26 protein-coding genes are annotated in these 18,604 nt (G+C 30.2%); 24 read left to right on the forward strand and 2 right to left on the reverse strand.

All coding sequences use genetic code 11. The features are described from left to right. Positions 1 to 89 precede the first annotated feature (89 nt). The 24 genes from IUY40_RS18450 to IUY40_RS18565 all read left to right on the forward strand — a co-directional run bounded on the left by IUY40_RS18450 (position 90) and on the right by IUY40_RS18565 (position 14,749). Positions 90 to 704, forward strand: coding sequence for a hypothetical protein (locus IUY40_RS18450; protein WP_195738335.1), 615 nt, complete (start codon positions 90 to 92; stop codon positions 702 to 704). Between the two features lie 64 nt (positions 705 to 768). Next, complete coding sequence (locus tag IUY40_RS18455) at positions 769 to 1,383, forward strand: hypothetical protein (RefSeq protein WP_195738336.1); 615 nt, start codon at positions 769 to 771, stop codon at positions 1,381 to 1,383. Between the two features lie 65 nt (positions 1,384 to 1,448). Further along, entirely contained in the window at positions 1,449 to 2,063 is a 615-nt protein-coding gene (locus IUY40_RS18460; RefSeq protein ID WP_195738337.1) for a hypothetical protein, read from the forward strand. A 66-nt stretch (positions 2,064 to 2,129) separates the two neighbouring features. Beyond that, on the forward strand, positions 2,130 to 2,744 hold the full coding sequence (locus IUY40_RS18465; RefSeq protein ID WP_195738338.1) for a hypothetical protein: 615 nt from the start codon (positions 2,130 to 2,132) through the stop codon (positions 2,742 to 2,744). A 135-nt stretch (positions 2,745 to 2,879) separates the two neighbouring features. Then, positions 2,880 to 3,056 carry a hypothetical protein gene (locus IUY40_RS18470; protein ID WP_195738339.1) on the forward strand — a complete coding sequence of 59 codons (177 nt, stop codon included), beginning with the start codon at positions 2,880 to 2,882 and terminating at the stop codon, positions 3,054 to 3,056. A gap of 41 nt (positions 3,057 to 3,097) precedes the next feature. Further along, on the forward strand, positions 3,098 to 3,325 hold the full coding sequence (locus IUY40_RS18475) for a hypothetical protein (protein WP_195738340.1): 228 nt from the start codon (positions 3,098 to 3,100) through the stop codon (positions 3,323 to 3,325). Positions 3,326 to 3,356: 31 nt separating this feature from the next. Then, positions 3,357 to 3,878 (forward strand): hypothetical protein, encoded by a 522-nt coding sequence (locus IUY40_RS18480; RefSeq protein ID WP_195738341.1) that lies wholly within the window; start codon positions 3,357 to 3,359, stop codon positions 3,876 to 3,878. A 102-nt stretch (positions 3,879 to 3,980) separates the two neighbouring features. Next, the gene (locus IUY40_RS18485; protein ID WP_195738342.1) at positions 3,981 to 4,346 is read left to right on the forward strand and encodes a hypothetical protein; all 366 of its coding nucleotides are present in this window, start codon (positions 3,981 to 3,983) and stop codon (positions 4,344 to 4,346) included. A 77-nt stretch (positions 4,347 to 4,423) separates the two neighbouring features. After that, the gene (locus IUY40_RS18490) at positions 4,424 to 4,894 is read left to right on the forward strand and encodes a hypothetical protein (protein ID WP_195738343.1); all 471 of its coding nucleotides are present in this window, start codon (positions 4,424 to 4,426) and stop codon (positions 4,892 to 4,894) included. An 18-nt stretch (positions 4,895 to 4,912) separates the two neighbouring features. After that, the gene (locus IUY40_RS18495) at positions 4,913 to 5,434 is read left to right on the forward strand and encodes a hypothetical protein (protein WP_195738344.1); all 522 of its coding nucleotides are present in this window, start codon (positions 4,913 to 4,915) and stop codon (positions 5,432 to 5,434) included. 429 nt (positions 5,435 to 5,863) lie between these two features. Next, on the forward strand, positions 5,864 to 6,346 hold the full coding sequence (locus IUY40_RS18500) for a M15 family metallopeptidase (RefSeq protein WP_195738345.1): 483 nt from the start codon (positions 5,864 to 5,866) through the stop codon (positions 6,344 to 6,346). 4 nt (positions 6,347 to 6,350) lie between these two features. Continuing rightward, the gene (locus IUY40_RS18505) at positions 6,351 to 6,815 is read left to right on the forward strand and encodes a hypothetical protein (protein ID WP_195738346.1); all 465 of its coding nucleotides are present in this window, start codon (positions 6,351 to 6,353) and stop codon (positions 6,813 to 6,815) included. Between the two features lie 4 nt (positions 6,816 to 6,819). After that, a complete protein-coding gene (locus IUY40_RS18510; protein ID WP_195738347.1) occupies positions 6,820 to 7,152 on the forward strand; it encodes a hypothetical protein in 333 nt (110 codons plus the stop codon). Between the two features lie 223 nt (positions 7,153 to 7,375). Further along, the gene (locus tag IUY40_RS18515) at positions 7,376 to 7,663 is read left to right on the forward strand and encodes a hypothetical protein (protein WP_195738348.1); all 288 of its coding nucleotides are present in this window, start codon (positions 7,376 to 7,378) and stop codon (positions 7,661 to 7,663) included. Then, positions 7,650 to 7,952 carry a hypothetical protein gene (locus tag IUY40_RS18520; protein WP_195738349.1) on the forward strand — a complete coding sequence of 101 codons (303 nt, stop codon included), beginning with the start codon at positions 7,650 to 7,652 and terminating at the stop codon, positions 7,950 to 7,952. Before IUY40_RS18515 ends, IUY40_RS18520 begins: the two co-directional genes overlap by 14 nt. Before the next feature lie 202 nt (positions 7,953 to 8,154). Further along, positions 8,155 to 9,207 carry a hypothetical protein gene (locus IUY40_RS18525; RefSeq protein ID WP_195738350.1) on the forward strand — a complete coding sequence of 351 codons (1,053 nt, stop codon included), beginning with the start codon at positions 8,155 to 8,157 and terminating at the stop codon, positions 9,205 to 9,207. Between the two features lie 17 nt (positions 9,208 to 9,224). Next, a complete protein-coding gene (locus IUY40_RS18530) occupies positions 9,225 to 9,839 on the forward strand; it encodes a hypothetical protein (RefSeq protein WP_195738351.1) in 615 nt (204 codons plus the stop codon). 57 nt (positions 9,840 to 9,896) lie between these two features. After that, positions 9,897 to 11,132 (forward strand): hypothetical protein, encoded by a 1,236-nt coding sequence (locus IUY40_RS18535; protein ID WP_195738352.1) that lies wholly within the window; start codon positions 9,897 to 9,899, stop codon positions 11,130 to 11,132. Between the two features lie 197 nt (positions 11,133 to 11,329). Next, complete coding sequence (locus tag IUY40_RS18540) at positions 11,330 to 11,488, forward strand: hypothetical protein (protein WP_195738353.1); 159 nt, start codon at positions 11,330 to 11,332, stop codon at positions 11,486 to 11,488. 64 nt (positions 11,489 to 11,552) lie between these two features. Further along, positions 11,553 to 12,017 carry a hypothetical protein gene (locus tag IUY40_RS18545; RefSeq protein WP_195738354.1) on the forward strand — a complete coding sequence of 155 codons (465 nt, stop codon included), beginning with the start codon at positions 11,553 to 11,555 and terminating at the stop codon, positions 12,015 to 12,017. 21 nt (positions 12,018 to 12,038) lie between these two features. Further along, a complete protein-coding gene (locus IUY40_RS18550; protein WP_195738355.1) occupies positions 12,039 to 12,506 on the forward strand; it encodes a phage holin family protein in 468 nt (155 codons plus the stop codon). Positions 12,507 to 12,684: 178 nt separating this feature from the next. Further along, positions 12,685 to 13,314, forward strand: coding sequence for a hypothetical protein (locus IUY40_RS18555; protein WP_195738356.1), 630 nt, complete (start codon positions 12,685 to 12,687; stop codon positions 13,312 to 13,314). Between the two features lie 7 nt (positions 13,315 to 13,321). After that, positions 13,322 to 13,885, forward strand: a complete 564-nt coding sequence (locus tag IUY40_RS18560; protein WP_195738357.1) for a hypothetical protein — start codon at positions 13,322 to 13,324, stop codon at positions 13,883 to 13,885. 6 nt (positions 13,886 to 13,891) lie between these two features. After that, positions 13,892 to 14,749, forward strand: a complete 858-nt coding sequence (locus tag IUY40_RS18565; protein WP_195738358.1) for a hypothetical protein — start codon at positions 13,892 to 13,894, stop codon at positions 14,747 to 14,749. A 676-nt stretch (positions 14,750 to 15,425) separates the two neighbouring features. Here the strand turns inward: IUY40_RS18565 and IUY40_RS18570 are convergent. Both IUY40_RS18570 and IUY40_RS18575 read right to left on the reverse strand, forming a co-directional pair. Further along, positions 15,426 to 17,693 (reverse strand): helix-turn-helix domain-containing protein, encoded by a 2,268-nt coding sequence (locus IUY40_RS18570; RefSeq protein WP_195738359.1) that lies wholly within the window; start codon positions 17,691 to 17,693, stop codon positions 15,426 to 15,428. Between the two features lie 161 nt (positions 17,694 to 17,854). Next, positions 17,855 to 18,442: an OmpH family outer membrane protein gene (locus IUY40_RS18575; RefSeq protein WP_195738360.1), complete on the reverse strand. Its 588-nt coding sequence runs from the start codon at positions 18,440 to 18,442 to the stop codon at positions 17,855 to 17,857. Between the last annotated feature and the right edge of the window lie 162 nt (positions 18,443 to 18,604).

The following is an 18,604-nucleotide window of genomic DNA, read 5'->3' on the forward strand; positions in this document are numbered from 1 at the left end:
GCTGAAATGGCTCAATTTTACGCAGAAACTCTACTAGAACAATTTGCAGATTATATAGAATACACTAAATTCACAAAATAAAAACGATTATGACTAATTTACCAAAACTAGATTTCTTATATTTTAATCCGGAACTTACGGAAGAAAATTATATGGATAAGAGAGAAATATATTATGACAAAGTGGGTTGGGATGAGAGGCATTTTGAAGATTATGCTGAAACCTGCTCTTTTGAAGAATTGATTTATTTAATGATATACATTTACAAAGATAAATACCCCAGAGAAAAATTTTATGGTATAATTTCTTTAGACTCCGAGGATCAAAACTTAACATCTTACACCAATAAAAAAGGAAGAGTTATAAGCGAGAATAAATATATTTTTAGTAATTTTTTTAGAGAAGAAGTCATTGGTATGACTACACAGTTTCATAATGAAGAATATCCAGATGAGGAAACTATAGAAAAATATTGGAGTAGTGAATATTATATGCAACATCTTTTTTTAGAGTTTAATCAAGAGGTTCCAATTCATATTATCGACAAAGCTTTAGAAGGAAAAGAATATACCAAAACTGAAAAAGATAACATATTGCTTTATGAAGTGAAAGACAGTCCAATCGCTTCATTAGAAGTTAATAAAAACAGTATAAAACTGAACATAAATGAAGATAAAGCAATATTTTATATTTCGATATATTAGTTGGTTTTAAAGTTTACTGGACTTAATCAAACTTCCAATTCCTTCTACATTATCTAAAAGAGCAATGAATAATTTACCAAAACTAGATTTTTTATATTTTAATCCTGAACTTACAGTAGAAAATTATATGGATAAAAGAGAAATATATTACAACATAGTGGGTTGGGATGAGAGACATTTTGATGACTACACTAAAGCCTGCTCTTTTGATGAACTTATTTATTTAATGGTTTACATTCACAAAGATAAATATCCTAGGACAAGATTTACTCATGGTATTTCGTTAGATTCAGAATTACACAATTTACTTACCTACTCTAATAAAAATGGAAGAATTATAAGTGAAAATATATATGTATATAATAATTTCACAAGAAAAGAGGTAACTGCTATGGAAGTTCAATATCATAATGAAGAATATCCTGATGAAGAAACTATAGAAAAATATTGGAGTAGCGAATATTTTATGCAAAATCTTTTTTTTGAGTTTAATAAAGAAGTTCCAACCCATATTATCGACAAAGCTTTAGAAGGAAAAGAATATAGCAAAACAAAAAAAGATGATATATTACTTTATGAAGTGGAAGATAGTCCAATCGCTTCGTTAGAAGTTACTAAAAACAGTATAAAGTTGAATATCAACAAAGATAAAGTAATATTATATGTTCCAATATACTAATTAGTTTTTAAAGTTTACTGGACTTAATCAAACTTCTAATTCCTTCTACATTATCTAAAAGAGCAATGAATAATTTACCAAAACTAGATTTCTTATATTTTAATCCGGAAATTACAGTAGAAAATTATATGGATAAAAGAGAAATATATTACGACAAAGTGGGGTGGGATGAGAGGCATTTTGAAGATTATGTTGAAACCTGCTCTTTTGAAGAATTGATATATTTAATGATTTATATCTATAAAGATAAATACCCCCGAGAAATATTTCCTTCTACTATTTCTGTAGATTCCCAATCACAAAACTTACTATCTTACAATAATGAAAATGGAAGAGCAATAAGCGAAAATAAATATGTTTTTAATAATTTTTTCAGAAAAGATGTAATTGGTATGAATGTTCAATATCATAGTGAACAATATTCAGATGAAGAAATAATCGAAAAATATTGGATGAGTGAATATCATATGCAAAATCTTTTTTTAGAGTTTAATAAAGAGATTCCAATTCATATCATTGATAAAACTTTAGAAGGAAAAGAATATACCAAAACTGAAAAAGATAATGCATTACTTTATGAAGTAATAGATAGCCCAATCGCTTCGTTAGAAGTTACTAAAAACAGTATAAAGCTGAATATCAATGAAGATAAAATAATATTATATGTTTTAATATACTAATTAATTTTTAAAGTTTGCTGGACTTAATCAAACTTCTAATTCCTTCTGCATTATCTAAAAAAAACAATGAACAATTTACCAAAACTAGATTTTTTATATTTTAATCTAGAACATACAGAAGAAAATTATCTGAATAGAAAAGAACTATATTACGATAAGGTTAATTGGGATGAAAGACATTTTGAAGATTATGCTAAAACCTGCTCTTTTGAAGAATTGGTATATCTAATGATATATATATATAAAGATAAATATGCTAGAGATAAATTTGAATCTATTATTTCCTTAGATTCAAAAGATCAGGTTTTACAATCTTACACCAATAAAAAAGGAAGAATTATTACAGAAACAAAATATGACTCTTATAATTTTTCCAGAACAGAAGTTATTGGTATGATTTCCCAATATCATAGTGAACAATATTCGGATGAAGAAACTATAGAGAAATATTGGAAGAGTGAATATTATATGCAAAATCTTTTTCTGGAGTTTAATCAAGAGGTTCCAATTCACGTCATCGACAAAGCTTTAGAAGGCAAAGAATATACCAAAACTGAAAAAGATGAGGTATTACTTTATGAAGTAAAAGACAGTCCAATAGCTTCGTTAGAAATTACTAAAAACAGCATAAAATTGAATATAAATGAAGACAAAGTGATATTGTATGTTATGATTTGGTAATTGATTCTTAAAATATTTTCTTTTCATTGCAATCCCGTTTTTCTTAATTAGAAAAACAGGTGTGTTTTCAATTCCAATGAAGGCAAAATAACACTTTATATTTCAATCTATTAAGGAATTCAATTTATAAAAATAATGAAATTATATACACTAAAAGCAAATTTCGGAACCTATATAAATAGAATTCAATCTGTAGATCCAGTAGATAATTTGCCTTTTTCTGGAGGTAACTATAATGAAGATGAAAATTTTACAGAACAAGCAAGTCCTATTTTTGGCTGTATGATAAACAAACTGGCAATGAAGTTTTAACAGGCATCAGAGGAGATTTTGATTTAAAAAATGAACTGATTTTGTATACAGATGAAGATAATGAATATAAAAAATTTATTTATGATGTAAACACAAAAGTGAAGACATTGGTTGATATCCCAAAATCATTTTCTGATAAGGAAGAATGCACTCGTAACGACTATTTTGAAAAATCTTCATACATAAAAAGAGTTACAGATAAATATTATTTTATAGCATTTAAGGATTGTCCTTCTAAAATTGAGTTTAGAGTAAAGAGAGCTAAATAGTCTTTTAAATACAAAAATTAATTAAAAACTAATGAACTTAACAGAAATTCAAGAATATTTTTCAGGTAGTTTGGTACTATTCGAAAACAATGAAATGATTAATCAGCATGTTTCAAAAGAAACATTAGATATTCTATACAATATTGGATTACCGAATCACACTACCTTTGGTGGAGATTATGAGTTTTTTGGAAATGTCGAATTATTAGACGGGAAGTATTTAAAACTTGGTACTAAAAACACTTTTATTAATGAACCTTTTGGATTGTGTATTGATATTGAAACTCAACAAATAATTGGCAGAACACATTATCGAGAAGGGATAAGAACCTATAGTATCAATAAAAATCTAAAAACTTATATTGAATATCTATACACATATATACGCTTTAGAAATGAAGTGAAAATACCTAGAACATTAGGAGAGTACCATTTACATCATAAAAAATATGCTCAGGAATTAAAAAACAGATTAATGGCCATAGATAAAGATGACGTTAATACCGATTTTTGGTATAGTTCTATTGGAGAAATGGAATTGGGAGTTATATAAGTATAACTCTATAAGTAACTTGGAATACTTGTTTAAAATAAAGATTGAATTCGATAAATTTGGAAACATTACTAATTCGTATCCATTTTAAATATTAAACCCATGAAATATAGATTTAAGAAAAATGATTACCATTTAGAAAATGGAGAAGTAGTTTATGAAATTGGAGTTGATAGAGAATCATTAGATAAAGAAATTTTTGCTCTTTCATATATAAATTGGCATGGCTGGACAATAGAAGAAGCGCAATTAATTATTGATGAATCTAAAAAAATAACAGGCAAAGAATTATATAATTATGTCGTTCCTGGAAATGAATTATCTATTTGGGTCGATAAAGATTATGCTTCTTTTTTTGATTGGAGAACGCCTCAGGAAGAGGAAGATTTTAGCTGGACTTTTAATGAATTCATTAATTTCATGGAAGCATTTAAAGAATTTATTTCCAAAAACAAGCCGAAAGAATAATAGTTTAAAAAATCAAATCTAAACAATAAAGATAAATTTGAAATCATTTTTTAATCAACAGATAACAAGATAACACAATGCCAAGTACAACCTATATACGCTACGAAAAAAACAAAGGATTTTGGATTGGAGAATTTGAGTTTGAAATCATCAGTGCATTTATAATAAATGCATTTGAACAAACTGGGTTACAAAATAAACCTGAGTGGTATTTAGGTATTTACGAGGATTTTGATGAAATCATGAAAGGACATCAACAAAGAGTTATGTATGTGCTGTTTGATGATTATTTAGCTTTTATACCAGAGAGAGAATCTAAAATTATTGAAGTCTTTGAAGTTGCAAAAAAATTAATTCAGGAAGAAGGCGAAAAATTACTTCCTGAAAAGCTCAATAAAATGCAAGAAATAAAAGACTGGCCACAAACGCAGGTAGAATGGACGGGGCCTCTATACACAGATGATATGATTCATGTAATTGACATCATGATAAAAATGTTGAAAAAAGAATGGAATGATGGAGATTACAAAGTAGAATTCAAATATTAAGACTTTTTCACACAAGCAATGAACTTAACAGAAATTCAAGAATATTTTTCAAATAGTTTGATAACATTCGAAAACAATGATATCATTAACCAATCTTTATCAAAAGAAACAGCAGATATTTTATACAAAATAGGCTTGCCTAATCATAATACTTTTGGTGGAGACTATGAGTTTTTTGGAAATGTCGAATTATTAGATGGAAAATATTTAAAACTTGGTACTAAAAATACTTTTATTAATGAACCTTTTGGATTGTGTATTGATATTGAAACTCAAAAAATAATTGGAAGAACACATTATCGAGAAGGAATAAGAACCTATACTATTAATAAAAATCTAAAAACTTATCTTGAATATTTATACGTGTTCAAACGTTTTACCAACGAAATAAAAATACCTCAAACATTAGGAGAGTACCATTTACATCATGAAAAATATGCTCAGGAATTAAAAGATAGATTAATGGCCATAGATAAAGATGACGTTAATACCGATTTTTGGTATAGTTCTATTGAAGAAATGGAATCGGGAGTTATATGATTCAAATTTATATGAAATATGTTTCAACTTTGAATTTGATAAATTCTTAAGAACCTGATAAACATTAATTATACTTAAATCCTCGTTTTATAAGAAACGGGGATTTTTTATGTAATTATCTGAATTTAAACCTCCAAAATAAAATCAGAAAAGGTACAAAAATCACTACTGAAACTACTGATTTAAACGTCCCTATTATTTTTCAAACACGCTATTTCGGCGTATTTTTACAGTGTTCTTAAAACTTATGTCACTTCTAAAATGTGATCATAAAAAAAGCACATTTCAAGATTTATTTACCTCTTTATTTAAACAGTAAATAAATTTAAAACACAAATAATCTTATCGAATATTAAAATTCCTGGTTGTCTTCAAACAATCAGAAAGGCTTTATATTTTCAAAATTTGAAATCTTTAATAAATACAAATATGGATCAAACTACAAAAAAACGCATTGATTTACTACATCCCTCAGTTAGAGAAGAAGTTACCAAAATCATCGAAGAATGTGACTTGGCACTAACCGGAAGAGCAAAAGTGCGCATTACACAAGGTCTTAGATCATTTCAGGAACAGGAAGATCTTTACGCTTTTGGCAGGACTAAACCAGGGAAAAAAGTAACGAATGCCAAAGGCGGCCAATCTATCCACAATTATGGATTTGCAGTAGATATCTGTCTGATTATAGATGGTAAAACGGCTTCTTGGGATACGGCTAAAGACTGGGATGGTGACCAAATTTCGGACTGGCAGGAATGTGTCGAAATTTTCAAGAAACACAACTGGAACTGGGGCGGAGACTGGAAAACCTTTAAAGACCTTCCGCATTTTGATAAAAAAGGCTATAGCGACTGGAAAGTACTCAGCAAACTAAAACGTGACAAAAAAAACTATGTAATCTTATACAAGTAAACAGATGAAACATTTAAAATACTTAACCCTACTGATTGCTCTTTCTTTTTCAATTAGCTCCTGTACCTCAACCAAAACTGCCCTATTCGATCATTATTCATATCAAAAAACTACGGAGTTAAAAGTTGAGACTTCTAAATTAATGAGTAAAGCAACCGCATCTTATAGTTCTCATAAAGAAGAAGTTGAATCCTTAATGTTCCACATCGAAAAATTATCTGAATATGAAAAGAATAAGCCCAATAACGAAATCACTTTTGCCATGTGGAAACTTCTAACCAATAAAGAAAAAAACCTTTTAGCTGGCTTCTTCAAACGTTGGGAAACAAAAGGAATTGTATCTCAGGCTTTTCTAGAAGAATCTAAAAAACAAGTTTTAGATGCTTTGGATTTACTGATTCAATATGAAATTAAAAAAGACAGAGAATCAAAAGATGCCCTTTTAGATTTAATCAACGGAAACACCTAAAATCATGAATCACAATAAATTAATAGAAGAGCTTAAAAATAAATTAAAAGTTAGTATAGCAAAAAGTTATAAAGACAACAAATCTGAATTAGAGAAAGATCTAAACGCATTTTTAGAAACATCTAAAGAAAAGCTAGAACGCTGGATGATCCTTTTTTCTATTGGAGATTTAACCGAAGAAGAATTAGAATGGCTATTAAAAAGTCAGTTAGATTTAATGACATTACAAACACTTCAAACTACTGGAATATCAAAAATAAAACTGAATGCTATTAAAAATAATATCATTAAAATGATTTTTAAAGTAATTATCGATATGATTATTCCAACTGCTTAGCAAGCTTCTTATTGACATACAAGTAACTTAATCAACCCATTAATTACAAGCGCTTTATAGCATAAATTAACCTACTGAAACTACTGATTACAAGCCTGTAAAATCTTGGTTAAGGACAAAGCATAGCGTATTTTTACAGTGTCAAATAAAAAAGCCTCCTTTGTATACAATGCGCAAATTCAAAGGAGAAATTAATTAATAAAACAACAAATAATAACGACATATGAAAGATTTTATCATAGATGAAGACTTATTAATTACAAATGGAGATTTTGCCATTAAAGAGGCAGATCAGCAAAACATAGAGCATCTATTATTAAGTCAAAAAGGAAGTTATAAAGAGTTCCCTATTCTTGGAGTAGGAATTAAAAAATACATCAACAGCCCAGACGCAACCTCGAGGCTAAGACTAGAAAACGAAATAGACAAACAATTATCGTATGACAACTTTTATGTAAAAAAACTAGATGTCAACGATTTAAAAAACATTAAAATCGATGGGAACTATTAAACCACAGGAAAACCAAAACATTTTTGACATCTCTTTGCAAGAATACGGAAGTATAGAAAAAGTATTCGACATTTTAGAAGACAATGATCAATTTAACCTAACAGAAGACATTTCTGTTTACAACGATTTAAAAATAGGCAGAGAAGCTTTTAAAAAAGATATTGTTGAGTATTACAATTCCAGAAACTTAAAGCCAGCAACTTCTATTACTAACGAAGAACAGTATTTACTGGATGACTACTCTGGAATTGATTATATGATTATTGAAGATGATTTTATCATTTATTAATACATAGCCTTCATTGTCATTATCTAAAACCCTGATTCAAAACATCATGAAAATATGGCAATTACACCTTAAAAATTTCTGCTTATTAGAAATTTTTAAAAACAAGACTACGTCTCTGTAGCATTCATAAAAAAACATACAAAACTATCTATAAGCATATTACACATGACTTACAGGCTAAACTATATTAAAAAATTAAAATATGGCACGTACAATTGCTGAAATACAGAATGAAATTCTGATTGAAAAAGGGAAACAACCCTCCCTGAATGGCTTAACAGAGTCAAAAGCTGCGATCTGGAAACTTTGGACTAACATCATCGCTACTGCTATTTGGGTACATGAAAAGATAGTCGAAAAAAATGCTCTGATATCAAGACCCCACACGCTAAACTGGTATCGAGAACAGGCTTTGAATTTTCATTACGGAATGCCTTTAGACCCAGATTCGAGTAACGGAATGCCGCTGATCTGGAAAAATGGTTCGTATCAATTTGATACTACAAATCTATCCGAAGATGAAATTGAACAATCTAAAATCATAAAGCATTGCGCTGTAAGCGAAATCGACCTAGAAACTATCCTTAAACCAAATAAAGAAATAGAAGAAATTTTCTCTGATTATTTCCATAATAAGGTTGGAGTTGTTTTTATAAAAGTAGCCACTGTAAAAGATAATAAAATCTCAAGAATAGATGTGCCTAACGAACTTTATGCTTTTAATGAGTACATCTCCAAAATAAAAGATGCAGGAAACCAAGTATATATCACATCTAGTCAAGGAGATACTCTAAAATTAAGCCTGAATGTATATGTAGATCCACTGAGTATTTATATCAATCCAAGAGATATCGAATATTATCAGTTAAAAAGTTTAAGCAGGGTCTTAACTCAAAATGAACATGATAAATTAAATGATCATGAATTAGATTCAAGAAACGGCTCTTTAATCCTAGATGAAAAGACATATCCAGTACTAGATGCCATTAAATACCACTTAAAAAACATCGAGTTTAATGGTGCTTTTGTCAAAACATATCTGGTTGATGCTATTCAGAAAGCACAAGGAATTAAAATTCCAATATTGACTAAAATCGAAACTGCCTGGGCAACAAATCCTAGTGACGAACCAGAGGCTCTTTCAGATGTAACCAAAATCGAATATTTTATTCCCAACGCAGGTTATTTTGATATCGATATGCTTCAGATTGAAGTAAACTACATTCCTGACACATTCTACCGAAATAAACAATAGTCTAAATATATATACTAATGAATAAATACACTGTTTTAAAGTGGGAAAAGCTATTGTTATGGCTCATCCCTCCTATTCTTAGAAAAAAAACTCATCTTGACTGGCTCAATGTTTTGCTGATACCTCTTCAAACTCTTTATGGAGAGATTCTTTATAAAATGCAACATACAGGTCAGGTTATTTATCTAGAAAAAGTACTGAACGAAACTTATAACCCAACTAAAAATTACAATCCTAATTTAAGCACTGAACAAAAACGATTACAAGAATTGATTTACATAGACGAATCAGTCAAGCCTACTTTGCAACATGTATATCTCCACAAAGAGTATTACGAACCAGACGGAACGTTACTAGTTCCGCAACTAAAAGTATTTACACATACCGAATATAAAAACAGAAAGAACAAACCTATTTATCTCGCCCATCGTGAGGATTACACCAAAAAAGCTTATGCCAATTTTAGAGTATTTATTCCAAAAAATTTATTAGCAAACGGTACCATAATTATTCAATCGAGTAAAGACGAATCACAACATACAAAAGCGATTAAAGTAGCAAACATCGACTTTCATAATCTGCTTAATTTTTATAAACTGGCTAGTAAAAGTTATGAAAGTTATTCGTATTAACCAGAAGATTAAACTAAAAGAGGAAATATAAAACAACAGACATTTAAATAAATAAAGATGAAACAAGTAAATTTTAGTCATTCAGGAGGATTTCCACTCGAGCAAGAAACTTTAGAAAGACTTCAAACTGCCTACAGAACAGAGTTATTTGGAGCTTTAAAAAGTCATTTAGGCATCAGTCCTGATAATGATTATATAGTAGCTCCAGCAACAAACAAAAAAGAAGGATGGGCAATTATTCGTCAGGATGGGGAAGGAATTTTATATCCTATTCAAATAGGCACTCCAACTAATTTTTTAAAAACTACCAGAACAGGCACAAGCTTAACATACGGGACAGGGGTATTAAAAAATGCATATTTTGATTATGACGCACAATACATAAGCCCAGAAGATTACGCAAATCGTCCCGAATCTCCTCAAATGACAGATGCATTAGCAATACATTATTATGATTTGAATAAACCGGCTTTTATAGTCATTAAAGATATTAAGTCAATTGAAGCAGATATTAATCTAATCAATCAAACCTATCTCCCACTTGACGGCTCAAAAGCCATGAAAGGTGATTTAGATTTAGACATTTATCAATTATCAAAATTAGATATTAAAGAATCTTCTGTAGCCAGTGTAAGAGTGGCTGATTTTAGATTAGGATCAATCGAAAGGAGAGGTAAACTAAAACCATATGATTCCACAGGAAGGGCTTTAGTAGATAGTAGTGACACTTCGACTACAAGTCTTTCTCTAAATTATGCTTCCGATTGGGAAAATACAAATATTGGCGGAAAAGTATATTTAAATAATATAAATACATCAAATGCTACTGGTTCTTTACTAGTAGTAGACAACGCAAATCAGGTAACCAAAAGTAATACCCTAATCGATTCGTTATTAAATCGTATTACAGCCTTAGAAAACAAACTAGCGACAATTGCAACGGGTGCGGAAGTTAATGTAGCGAGCAACTGGAATAGTACTGATCCGTTATCTGATGCATACATTCATAATAAACCAACCATATCAGTATCTGACATTCTAGCTAGGGGTTCTTTTGATATTGGAGATTTAAACAAAACGGATATTATGAAAACCGTCTATTTCACTCAAATAAATACATCTAATTATATGATATTTGGTTCTATTCGTTCAAAATCTGAGTATTGGAGCAACGACAATGATGTGATATGGGCGGTAAAGCCAATCAATACTTTTGCGTTCGAACTATACCTAAGAGAAGTTTCTTCAGATATTCAAAACATAGCATTCGATTATATAATTGTTAAAAAATAATAATGGCCACAAATATTAATACAATTTTAAACTGGTTTAAAACTGGTTTAAAACCCACCCAAAAAACAATTTTGAGCTACCTGGGATTCGTTTTGGCACAAAGACGAACAAATACCACAAAACAGCATTTCGGGTCTTGAAAACGCCTTAAATACTAAAGCTAAAAAACATAACTTGATTTTCATTTAAAAGATAAAATGGCACATGCTGATTTGTTTGACACCAAAGTCGATAAAGTAGACGGTATGGAGTTGTCTCAGGAAAATTTCGCGACTATTTTAAAAAACAAGCTGGAAAACTTAGAGAATGTCAAGATTGCTATAATAGCACCACACATTATGTACAATCCACAGTAATCTTTTTGGGGCATAAAACCCCAAAAGATTACTTAAAAAAATTATTAAACTCAAAAAACGATACATGAAAATAGTGAAACTTATTTTTACAGCTTCAGCATTACTGTGGCTTTTAATTACAGTCGTCACAATGATACCAATAGCAGTCTTGCTAGTACCAACCTACTTTATTTCAAAAAACCATTACACCGAATGGCTCCTTTTTTTATTTGCATTACTCTGTTCGTCTGGCATTTTTCCTATTTGCTTTATATATACTATTATAAAATGGAAAGGTTTTTTAAGTTACTTAAGAAAACTTAGTATAAGCATCGACATGGGTGGAAATAGGGTCCCGGGAGCATTATTAAACGACAATTTTATTATTGCTTCCTCTACAAATAAGTTTGGTGCTGTTCAGGAAACTATAAGCGACAATTTAGGAGAAAACGAAAGAGACAATACACTATCAGTTTTCGGAAGAAGATTTACAAACTTACTGGGGGTACTAGATTTTGATCATGCCCAGAAATCTATTGTAGAGGATTGATGCAACTAAAAAAGCACAACGATGTATAAAATTTCAGAATATTCAAACGAAATAAAATTATTGCTTTATGGAATTTTTATTTACTTGGGAATGGATATAGAAATTGTTAAAGTGCTGTTTTACCTCATGGTTATGGATACTTTTTTAGGCATTATCAAAACCATAGTATTAAATAACATATTTAGCTTTAAAAAATTAGCATTGGGATTTGTTTCCAAATTAGCCGTATTACTGATACCAACAGCTTTAGCATTAATGAGTAAAGGACTTAACTACAACTTTAAATGGTTTGTAACCATAGTAATGGACTTGCTTATTGTAAGTGATGGAATTTCGATAATCAGCAATATTATTGCCATAAAGACAAAAAAAGAAGTAGAAAACTTTGACGCAATGACATTGATTCTAAAATCAATACGAAATCGTTTAATACAACTATTTAAAAAAATCTTGTTCACTATCGATCCAAAATATCACACAGAAAAATAAATTTTATCAATAATAGCTACAATAATAACCCCGATTAAACCTCATGCATAAAGAAGTTTCACAATTAACAAGAAATCGTATTCACGATTTTGTTGAAACTTCTAGTACTACAAGCAGATTACTGCTTTCAGTAATAAACCTAGAATGAGTAGTTTACTTTATAAAAAACACATAAAAAATGGCAACCAATATAAATACAATCTTAAACTGGTTTAAAACTGGTTTAAAGCCCACTCAAAAACAATTTTGGGCCACCTGGGCTTCGTTTTGGCACAAAGATGAGCAGATACCACAAAACAGCATTTCTGGCCTTGAAAACGCCTTAAATACTAAAGCAGAAAAAGTGCAGCTTGATACGCACTTAAATGATAAAAAAGCCCATGCCGATTTGTTTGACAAAAAAGCAAACACCATACATACTCATATTATAAATGATATTGAAGGTTTAGAAAACACGCTAAATGAAAAGGCTGAAAAAACACAACTTGATACGCACTTAAATGATAAAAAAGCCCATGCCGATTTGTTTGACAAAAAAGTCGATAAAATCGACGGTATGGATTTGTCTCAGGAAAACTTCACAACCATTTTAAAAGATAAGCTACAAAACTTAGAGAATGCCGAATTTGAATCAAAAATTCAAATAATTGAAATCGAAGCTACTGAATTAAAATCTTTAGATGTTGCAGGAGTGAAAAAATGGCTGGATGCCAAAATAGATTTACAGCTAAATATTGGTACTGATGTGTATCTAAAAATTATAGGAATTAAAGCCTTCACAAAAGAATTTACAAAAGAATTTAACTAAAAATAACATGATGAATAAAGAAAAAATTGAAACAATTTTACAGAAAAACATAGTAGACAAAACAGGTATATTTAATAGTATAACACCCAATGTAGTAGCTGATACAGTAAAGGAGATAACTGACTTGATAGTAGATTTAATACAACAGAAAATAATTATATCACAATCTTTTACTGACGAACAATTAATACCAGATACTCCACTAATTGTTGGAAAATGGTACAGAATCTACTATATGGCTGAGGGTGATGACTTTAGCAATATCGGCCATGAAAATGAAAGTTACGATTATTTTAAAGCAACAGGAACATATCCAGCAAGATGGACAACTTCTCATTTATGGTTAACTAATACTAGAGAGTCAATTATGTTTAATAACACTGGTGCTATTATTACTTTCGAGACAAATTTAAAAACAAATACAACCACAATAAAATCGAATATAGATTTATTCTATTACGGTAAAGTAACGATAGGGACAAGTGGTGTTTTGGAACAAAAACACTTTACTTCTGCTAAAGAACTATGGTATTATAACAGTAGCTTATTGTATTTAAATATTTGTAAATAGACGACTATGGAAAAGATTTTTAGAATAACAAACAGGCTGTATGGCAAAAACCAGAAACCAGCAACAGACGGAGAGGTTTTGCAGCTATCTACTGACATTACTATACCTGCGCCGTTTACAGCTAAAGAAATTAAACAAAAGTATGAGAGCAATAGTAATACAAATTCCTTTACTGATGCTTATAAGCATAAGCTAGAAATAATCGAACCAGGTGCAGAAAGAAACAAGAAAGTGTCTTTAAGAGAGGTTATGAAAAATAGCAATACAACAGATTATGCCTTGCAAATAACAGACCAAAGAAATTTAAACAGAAATGTGAATAGTTTAGGTATCTGTTATGATCCGTGGCTAAAAAATGCTGAAATTCAACTCTATAAGGATCAGCAAATAATAAGTTCTATCGAAATGAACGATGGTTATATGAAATTTGTCACTGGTATGACAAGCATAAGCTTGAACCCAGAAACAGCAGATACCTCTGGAATTGAAACAGACTCTAGAATTAGTTGTGAAAGAGCAAAAAACAATAACGAAGTAACTACATTAGAGCAAGTTAAAGAACTTATTACTGACACAAAAAGATACAGAGCATTAGCAAGTCAAACAGAGACTAATGCACCTGTGGTTACTGTCTTAGAAAACACATTAGACACCACATTGACGTACACCAGAATCGCCAATTTCGATTATCGCATAACCTCCGAAAGACCAATATTCTTATTAGGTAAGACTTTTTTATCATCTATAAGTGGTTATATGGGTAATGGAAAATTAATCAGAGTTTCTGATACAGAATTAAAAATTATGGGGGCAGAAGATGGAACTTTAGTCGATGCCTCACTAGAGATTAACATTTATAAATAAACTATAATTAAATAGAGGTTGCCTATTTTTTTGGCAACCTCATATTTAATATGTCTTCTGTTAACTAATTTTTATTATGAATAAATTATACAATTTTATTTTGAGATAGCCTATTTCGATTTTATAGTTTAACAATTTTTGTATTTTGTTAAAGTATTTATTTCTCTTTGTAGTAAATGATCAGAATGGCCGGAGGCAATTCTAAATTTAAAAGTTTCTAAAATACAAACTAGATATTTTAAATGTAGAAATCGGGGAATGTAATTTAATTTTATCAGCAACAATCAGCATCTTTGGGAGATTTTATTCTAATCGAAATTGATGCTTTTTTTTATCAATTTGCTGCTTTAAAACCAATCTTTTCTAGAATCTGATCTTATAATTTTATTATTAAGTGTAGCATCAAAAAACTGATTGTATCTTTTTACAAAATCAGTTTTATTTTTAACCTTAGGGATAGGATAATCTCGTATAAGTGGAAATAAAATCAACAATCCTCTCTTTATTATTACTTTTTACATCAAAAATAAAGACTTTGATAAACTTTTGATATTCTGATTTTTAATCTTGAGCAAAAGTGTTATCGACGAAAAAAAAATAATGATTGCAATGTATATTAGCTTTTCATATCTTCTATTTTACATAATGTCGCTATCATGTGATTCAATATTTAAACTCAATTCAAACTTGCTTTAAACATTCGTAGTTCATCCCAACTAAATTTTTCTCCATGTTGTTCTTTCAAACCAGTAAGCGATTCCTCCTGATAGAACTGAAAAGCTTCCGTCAATGCAGCAATTTTATCTAGAGATAAAACCGCTTCTATCTTAATCTTTTTTTCTTGAATCAATTTGACTAAATGAGATTCAATAGTTTGAGTTGTTAGCTTACGAATAGTAGCAATTTCCTGAATAGACATTTTTTGAAGCCACAATTCATAAGTCTCTTCAACTGTTGATTTTTTAACCGTTTTTTCTTTCGTTACCTTAGCCGAATAGCGCCTGATAGGCTCAACATCATCAATTAAATCAATATTTTTACTTTTAAAATTATCTTGAATTATCGTTGTTTTCTTAGACTTGTAACTCTTAATCTCAGGCGATGTTAATTTCTCTTTTGATATAGTTTCACCAGCAACAACCGTTTCAATCAGCAAACGCGCTTTCATTAAGCGTAAAACAGCTTTAGTCTGCAATTCTTCAAGTGAATTTAATTCATCATAAAAAGCTTTCATTTTTTTTGCGCGCTGAATTTCTTCCATTTTATACAAAAGCTCATAAACCAAATCGTCCATAGGTTTCATAAAATAACCATACGCCGCTTCTATTCGTTCGGAAACATGTACTAAATCGACCGTTTCATTGTTAAAAATTCTATTTAACTGAGTCATGAACTTTTTTGCGGGATCTACAAGAGATTCTATAATTAGAGTTTGCTCCTTTGCCCATGTGGCATGTTTGGCTTTTTGAGAACTTTCAGATTTATCGTTGTAACTATACTGATGATTGCGCCATTCTTGAGCAAGATCAGCCCAATCAAAACTGTTAGTCAGATACTTATGAATAAAATTCTTTGTTTCAAAGTGCAGCGAATTCTTCAATAATTCTTCAGAAGCTTTATTCAAAGCATAATCCATCACATCTTGGTCATTAGAAATACCATTCATCCGTAACGGAGAAAGCAAAATAAGCCCATTTAAAGAACGCAAACGTGATAATGCAACATACGCCTGTCCGGGAAGAAAAACTTGCGATACATCTAGCGCAGCTTTATCAAAAGTCAACCCTTGGCTTTTATGAACCGTAATTGCCCAAGCTAGCTTGATCGGATATTGTACAAAAGTACCCAGAACCTCCTCCTCTATTTCCTGAGTCATTTCATCAACTTTGTAACGAATATTCTGCCATTCATATTTTTCAACTTCAATGGTTTTATCTTCATCAGGAAAATGAACCCTGATTTCCTGACTCGAAAGCGATTTGATTACGCCCATTTTTCCGTTAAAATAATTTTTATCAAAAGACAAATCATTTTTAACAAACATAACCTGAGCACCAACTTTAAGTTGAAGATTTGGGTCAAGCGGGTATATTTTTTCAGGAAAGTCACCAACAATATCAGGGAAATAATTATTCATTTTTCCTTTTAAATCTGTGATTGCCTGATTATTAATTGTATCCGCTTTAGCATTATGCGTAGTAAGTGTGATATAACCTGGATTGCTTTTTAAGTCAAAATCTGGTTGAACATACTGATTCAGACTCTGAATATCTTGTGGAGTAATTTGATTATTTCGCAAATTATTTAATACAGATATAAACGAATCATCTGTTTGGCGGAAGATTTTAGACAATTCAATGTACAAAGGTGGATTTTGCTGAATTACATGCGAATGGAAAAAGAATTTCCCACGGTAATACGTTCTCAAAGTTCTCCATTCTTCATCACGAATTACAGGAGGCAATTGCAATAAATCGCCAATAAACAAAACCTGAACTCCACCAAATGGATTACTATTTTTACGAACTGTTTGCATCATAAAGTCCATTGCATCGAGTAAATCGGCACGAAGCATACTTACTTCATCAATAACTAAAAGCTCCATATTTCTGATAACGGCTCGTTTTACGTTATTCATTTTAAAATGCCTTCGCAAAGTTGCTTTTGTTTCAAACTTGGTAGTTTCAGAAAATTGTGGTGATGAATTATCTGGAATAAATCCTGCAAATGGCAACTGAAACATGGAATGAATCGTAACACCTCCTGCATTAAGTGCAGCAATACCTGTTGGTGCAACCACAACAGTATTTTTATGCGTTGTTTCAATAATCTCACGTAACAAAGTAGTTTTTCCTGTTCCTGCTTTTCCCGTAAGAAAAACCGAACGTTGTGTTTGATTAATAAACTGTAATGTATAAGCTGCGGCTTCAGAAATATTTTGCATTTGGCTTGTATTTTAATACTAACAATGAATTGAAATTCATATCAAAAAATCATTTTACAAAAATAGAAGAACATATTGAGTAAAAGACCAACTTGTAGCTATTTTATAATAAAAAAGCCTATATCCAGAAAGATATAGGCTTTAAAAACTGTTTGTTTAAATTATTTTTTAACTGCTGCTGAGTCTTTTGCTTTAGCATCAGTTTTAGTATCAAGTTTTGTTCCGGCTTTATAGTTATCATTCAAAGCTTTAACAATCTCTTTTGTAATATCATATTTGTCTTCTGCATATAAAATCGATGCTGCATCTCCAGTACCATAAATATAAGAGTATCCTTTTTCTTTACCGTAATTCTTGATGAACTTTTTTACTCCTGTAACTAAAGTGTCCATTTCAGCACCACTTTCTTGTTGCAATTGTTGTGCAAGTGCTTGTTGCGCATACCCTAATTGTTGTTCTCTTTTTTGCAACTCAGCACCTCTTTGTTGTGCCCATGCTTGACCATTAGCTTGTGCTTGACTTTGAAAATTAGCAGCATCTTGTTTAAAACGAGTAATCTCCGCTTGAAGCTGTCTTCCTTTTTCCTCTGCCTGTGCTTTGTATTTAGCTTCTAAATCTTTTGCTTCAGTGTACTCTTTCATTAAAACTGAAGTGTCAACGTAAGCTGTTTTTACTTCCTTAACTTCTGCTGTTTTATTACAAGCAACAACTGAAATCGAAAGTGCGATAATTACTAATGCTTTTTTCATTTTGTTAATTTCTATTTTTTTTAAAGATATGAAAGACAAAAATATAAAAAAATCAATAGTAACAACATAAAGTTTAAAAAATGCTCCATTTTTGTAGTATCATTTTTTATTATCAACCTAAACTCGATTAATAAAAAACAACTTTTTTGTTCGTTTTAATTG

It is taken from the genome of Flavobacterium sp. ALJ2 (assembly GCF_015594725.1).
Lineage (GTDB): Bacteria > Bacteroidota > Bacteroidia > Flavobacteriales > Flavobacteriaceae > Flavobacterium.

Bases quoted from the DNA above. Each gene is read 5' to 3' on its own strand.
- IUY40_RS18450 (WP_195738335.1), top strand. From the start codon at position 90: ATGACTAATTTACCAAAACTAGATTTCTTATATTTTAATCCGGAACTT.
- IUY40_RS18455 (WP_195738336.1), top strand. From the start codon at position 769: ATGAATAATTTACCAAAACTAGATTTTTTATATTTTAATCCTGAACTT.
- IUY40_RS18460 (WP_195738337.1), top strand. From the start codon at position 1,449: ATGAATAATTTACCAAAACTAGATTTCTTATATTTTAATCCGGAAATT.
- IUY40_RS18465 (WP_195738338.1), top strand. From the start codon at position 2,130: ATGAACAATTTACCAAAACTAGATTTTTTATATTTTAATCTAGAACAT.
- IUY40_RS18470 (WP_195738339.1), top strand. From the start codon at position 2,880: ATGAAATTATATACACTAAAAGCAAATTTCGGAACCTATATAAATAGA.
- IUY40_RS18480 (WP_195738341.1), top strand. From the start codon at position 3,357: ATGAACTTAACAGAAATTCAAGAATATTTTTCAGGTAGTTTGGTACTA.
- IUY40_RS18485 (WP_195738342.1), top strand. From the start codon at position 3,981: ATGAAATATAGATTTAAGAAAAATGATTACCATTTAGAAAATGGAGAA.
- IUY40_RS18490 (WP_195738343.1), top strand. From the start codon at position 4,424: ATGCCAAGTACAACCTATATACGCTACGAAAAAAACAAAGGATTTTGG.
- IUY40_RS18495 (WP_195738344.1), top strand. From the start codon at position 4,913: ATGAACTTAACAGAAATTCAAGAATATTTTTCAAATAGTTTGATAACA.
- IUY40_RS18500 (WP_195738345.1), top strand. From the start codon at position 5,864: ATGGATCAAACTACAAAAAAACGCATTGATTTACTACATCCCTCAGTT.
- IUY40_RS18505 (WP_195738346.1), top strand. From the start codon at position 6,351: ATGAAACATTTAAAATACTTAACCCTACTGATTGCTCTTTCTTTTTCA.
- IUY40_RS18510 (WP_195738347.1), top strand. From the start codon at position 6,820: ATGAATCACAATAAATTAATAGAAGAGCTTAAAAATAAATTAAAAGTT.
- IUY40_RS18515 (WP_195738348.1), top strand. From the start codon at position 7,376: ATGAAAGATTTTATCATAGATGAAGACTTATTAATTACAAATGGAGAT.
- IUY40_RS18520 (WP_195738349.1), top strand. From the start codon at position 7,650: ATGGGAACTATTAAACCACAGGAAAACCAAAACATTTTTGACATCTCT.
- IUY40_RS18525 (WP_195738350.1), top strand. From the start codon at position 8,155: ATGGCACGTACAATTGCTGAAATACAGAATGAAATTCTGATTGAAAAA.
- IUY40_RS18530 (WP_195738351.1), top strand. From the start codon at position 9,225: ATGAATAAATACACTGTTTTAAAGTGGGAAAAGCTATTGTTATGGCTC.
- IUY40_RS18535 (WP_195738352.1), top strand. From the start codon at position 9,897: ATGAAACAAGTAAATTTTAGTCATTCAGGAGGATTTCCACTCGAGCAA.
- IUY40_RS18540 (WP_195738353.1), top strand. From the start codon at position 11,330: ATGGCACATGCTGATTTGTTTGACACCAAAGTCGATAAAGTAGACGGT.
- IUY40_RS18545 (WP_195738354.1), top strand. From the start codon at position 11,553: ATGAAAATAGTGAAACTTATTTTTACAGCTTCAGCATTACTGTGGCTT.
- IUY40_RS18550 (WP_195738355.1), top strand. From the start codon at position 12,039: ATGTATAAAATTTCAGAATATTCAAACGAAATAAAATTATTGCTTTAT.
- IUY40_RS18555 (WP_195738356.1), top strand. From the start codon at position 12,685: ATGGCAACCAATATAAATACAATCTTAAACTGGTTTAAAACTGGTTTA.
- IUY40_RS18560 (WP_195738357.1), top strand. From the start codon at position 13,322: ATGATGAATAAAGAAAAAATTGAAACAATTTTACAGAAAAACATAGTA.
- IUY40_RS18565 (WP_195738358.1), top strand. From the start codon at position 13,892: ATGGAAAAGATTTTTAGAATAACAAACAGGCTGTATGGCAAAAACCAG.
- IUY40_RS18570 (WP_195738359.1), bottom strand. From the start codon at position 17,693: ATGCAAAATATTTCTGAAGCCGCAGCTTATACATTACAGTTTATTAAT.
- IUY40_RS18575 (WP_195738360.1), bottom strand. From the start codon at position 18,442: ATGAAAAAAGCATTAGTAATTATCGCACTTTCGATTTCAGTTGTTGCT.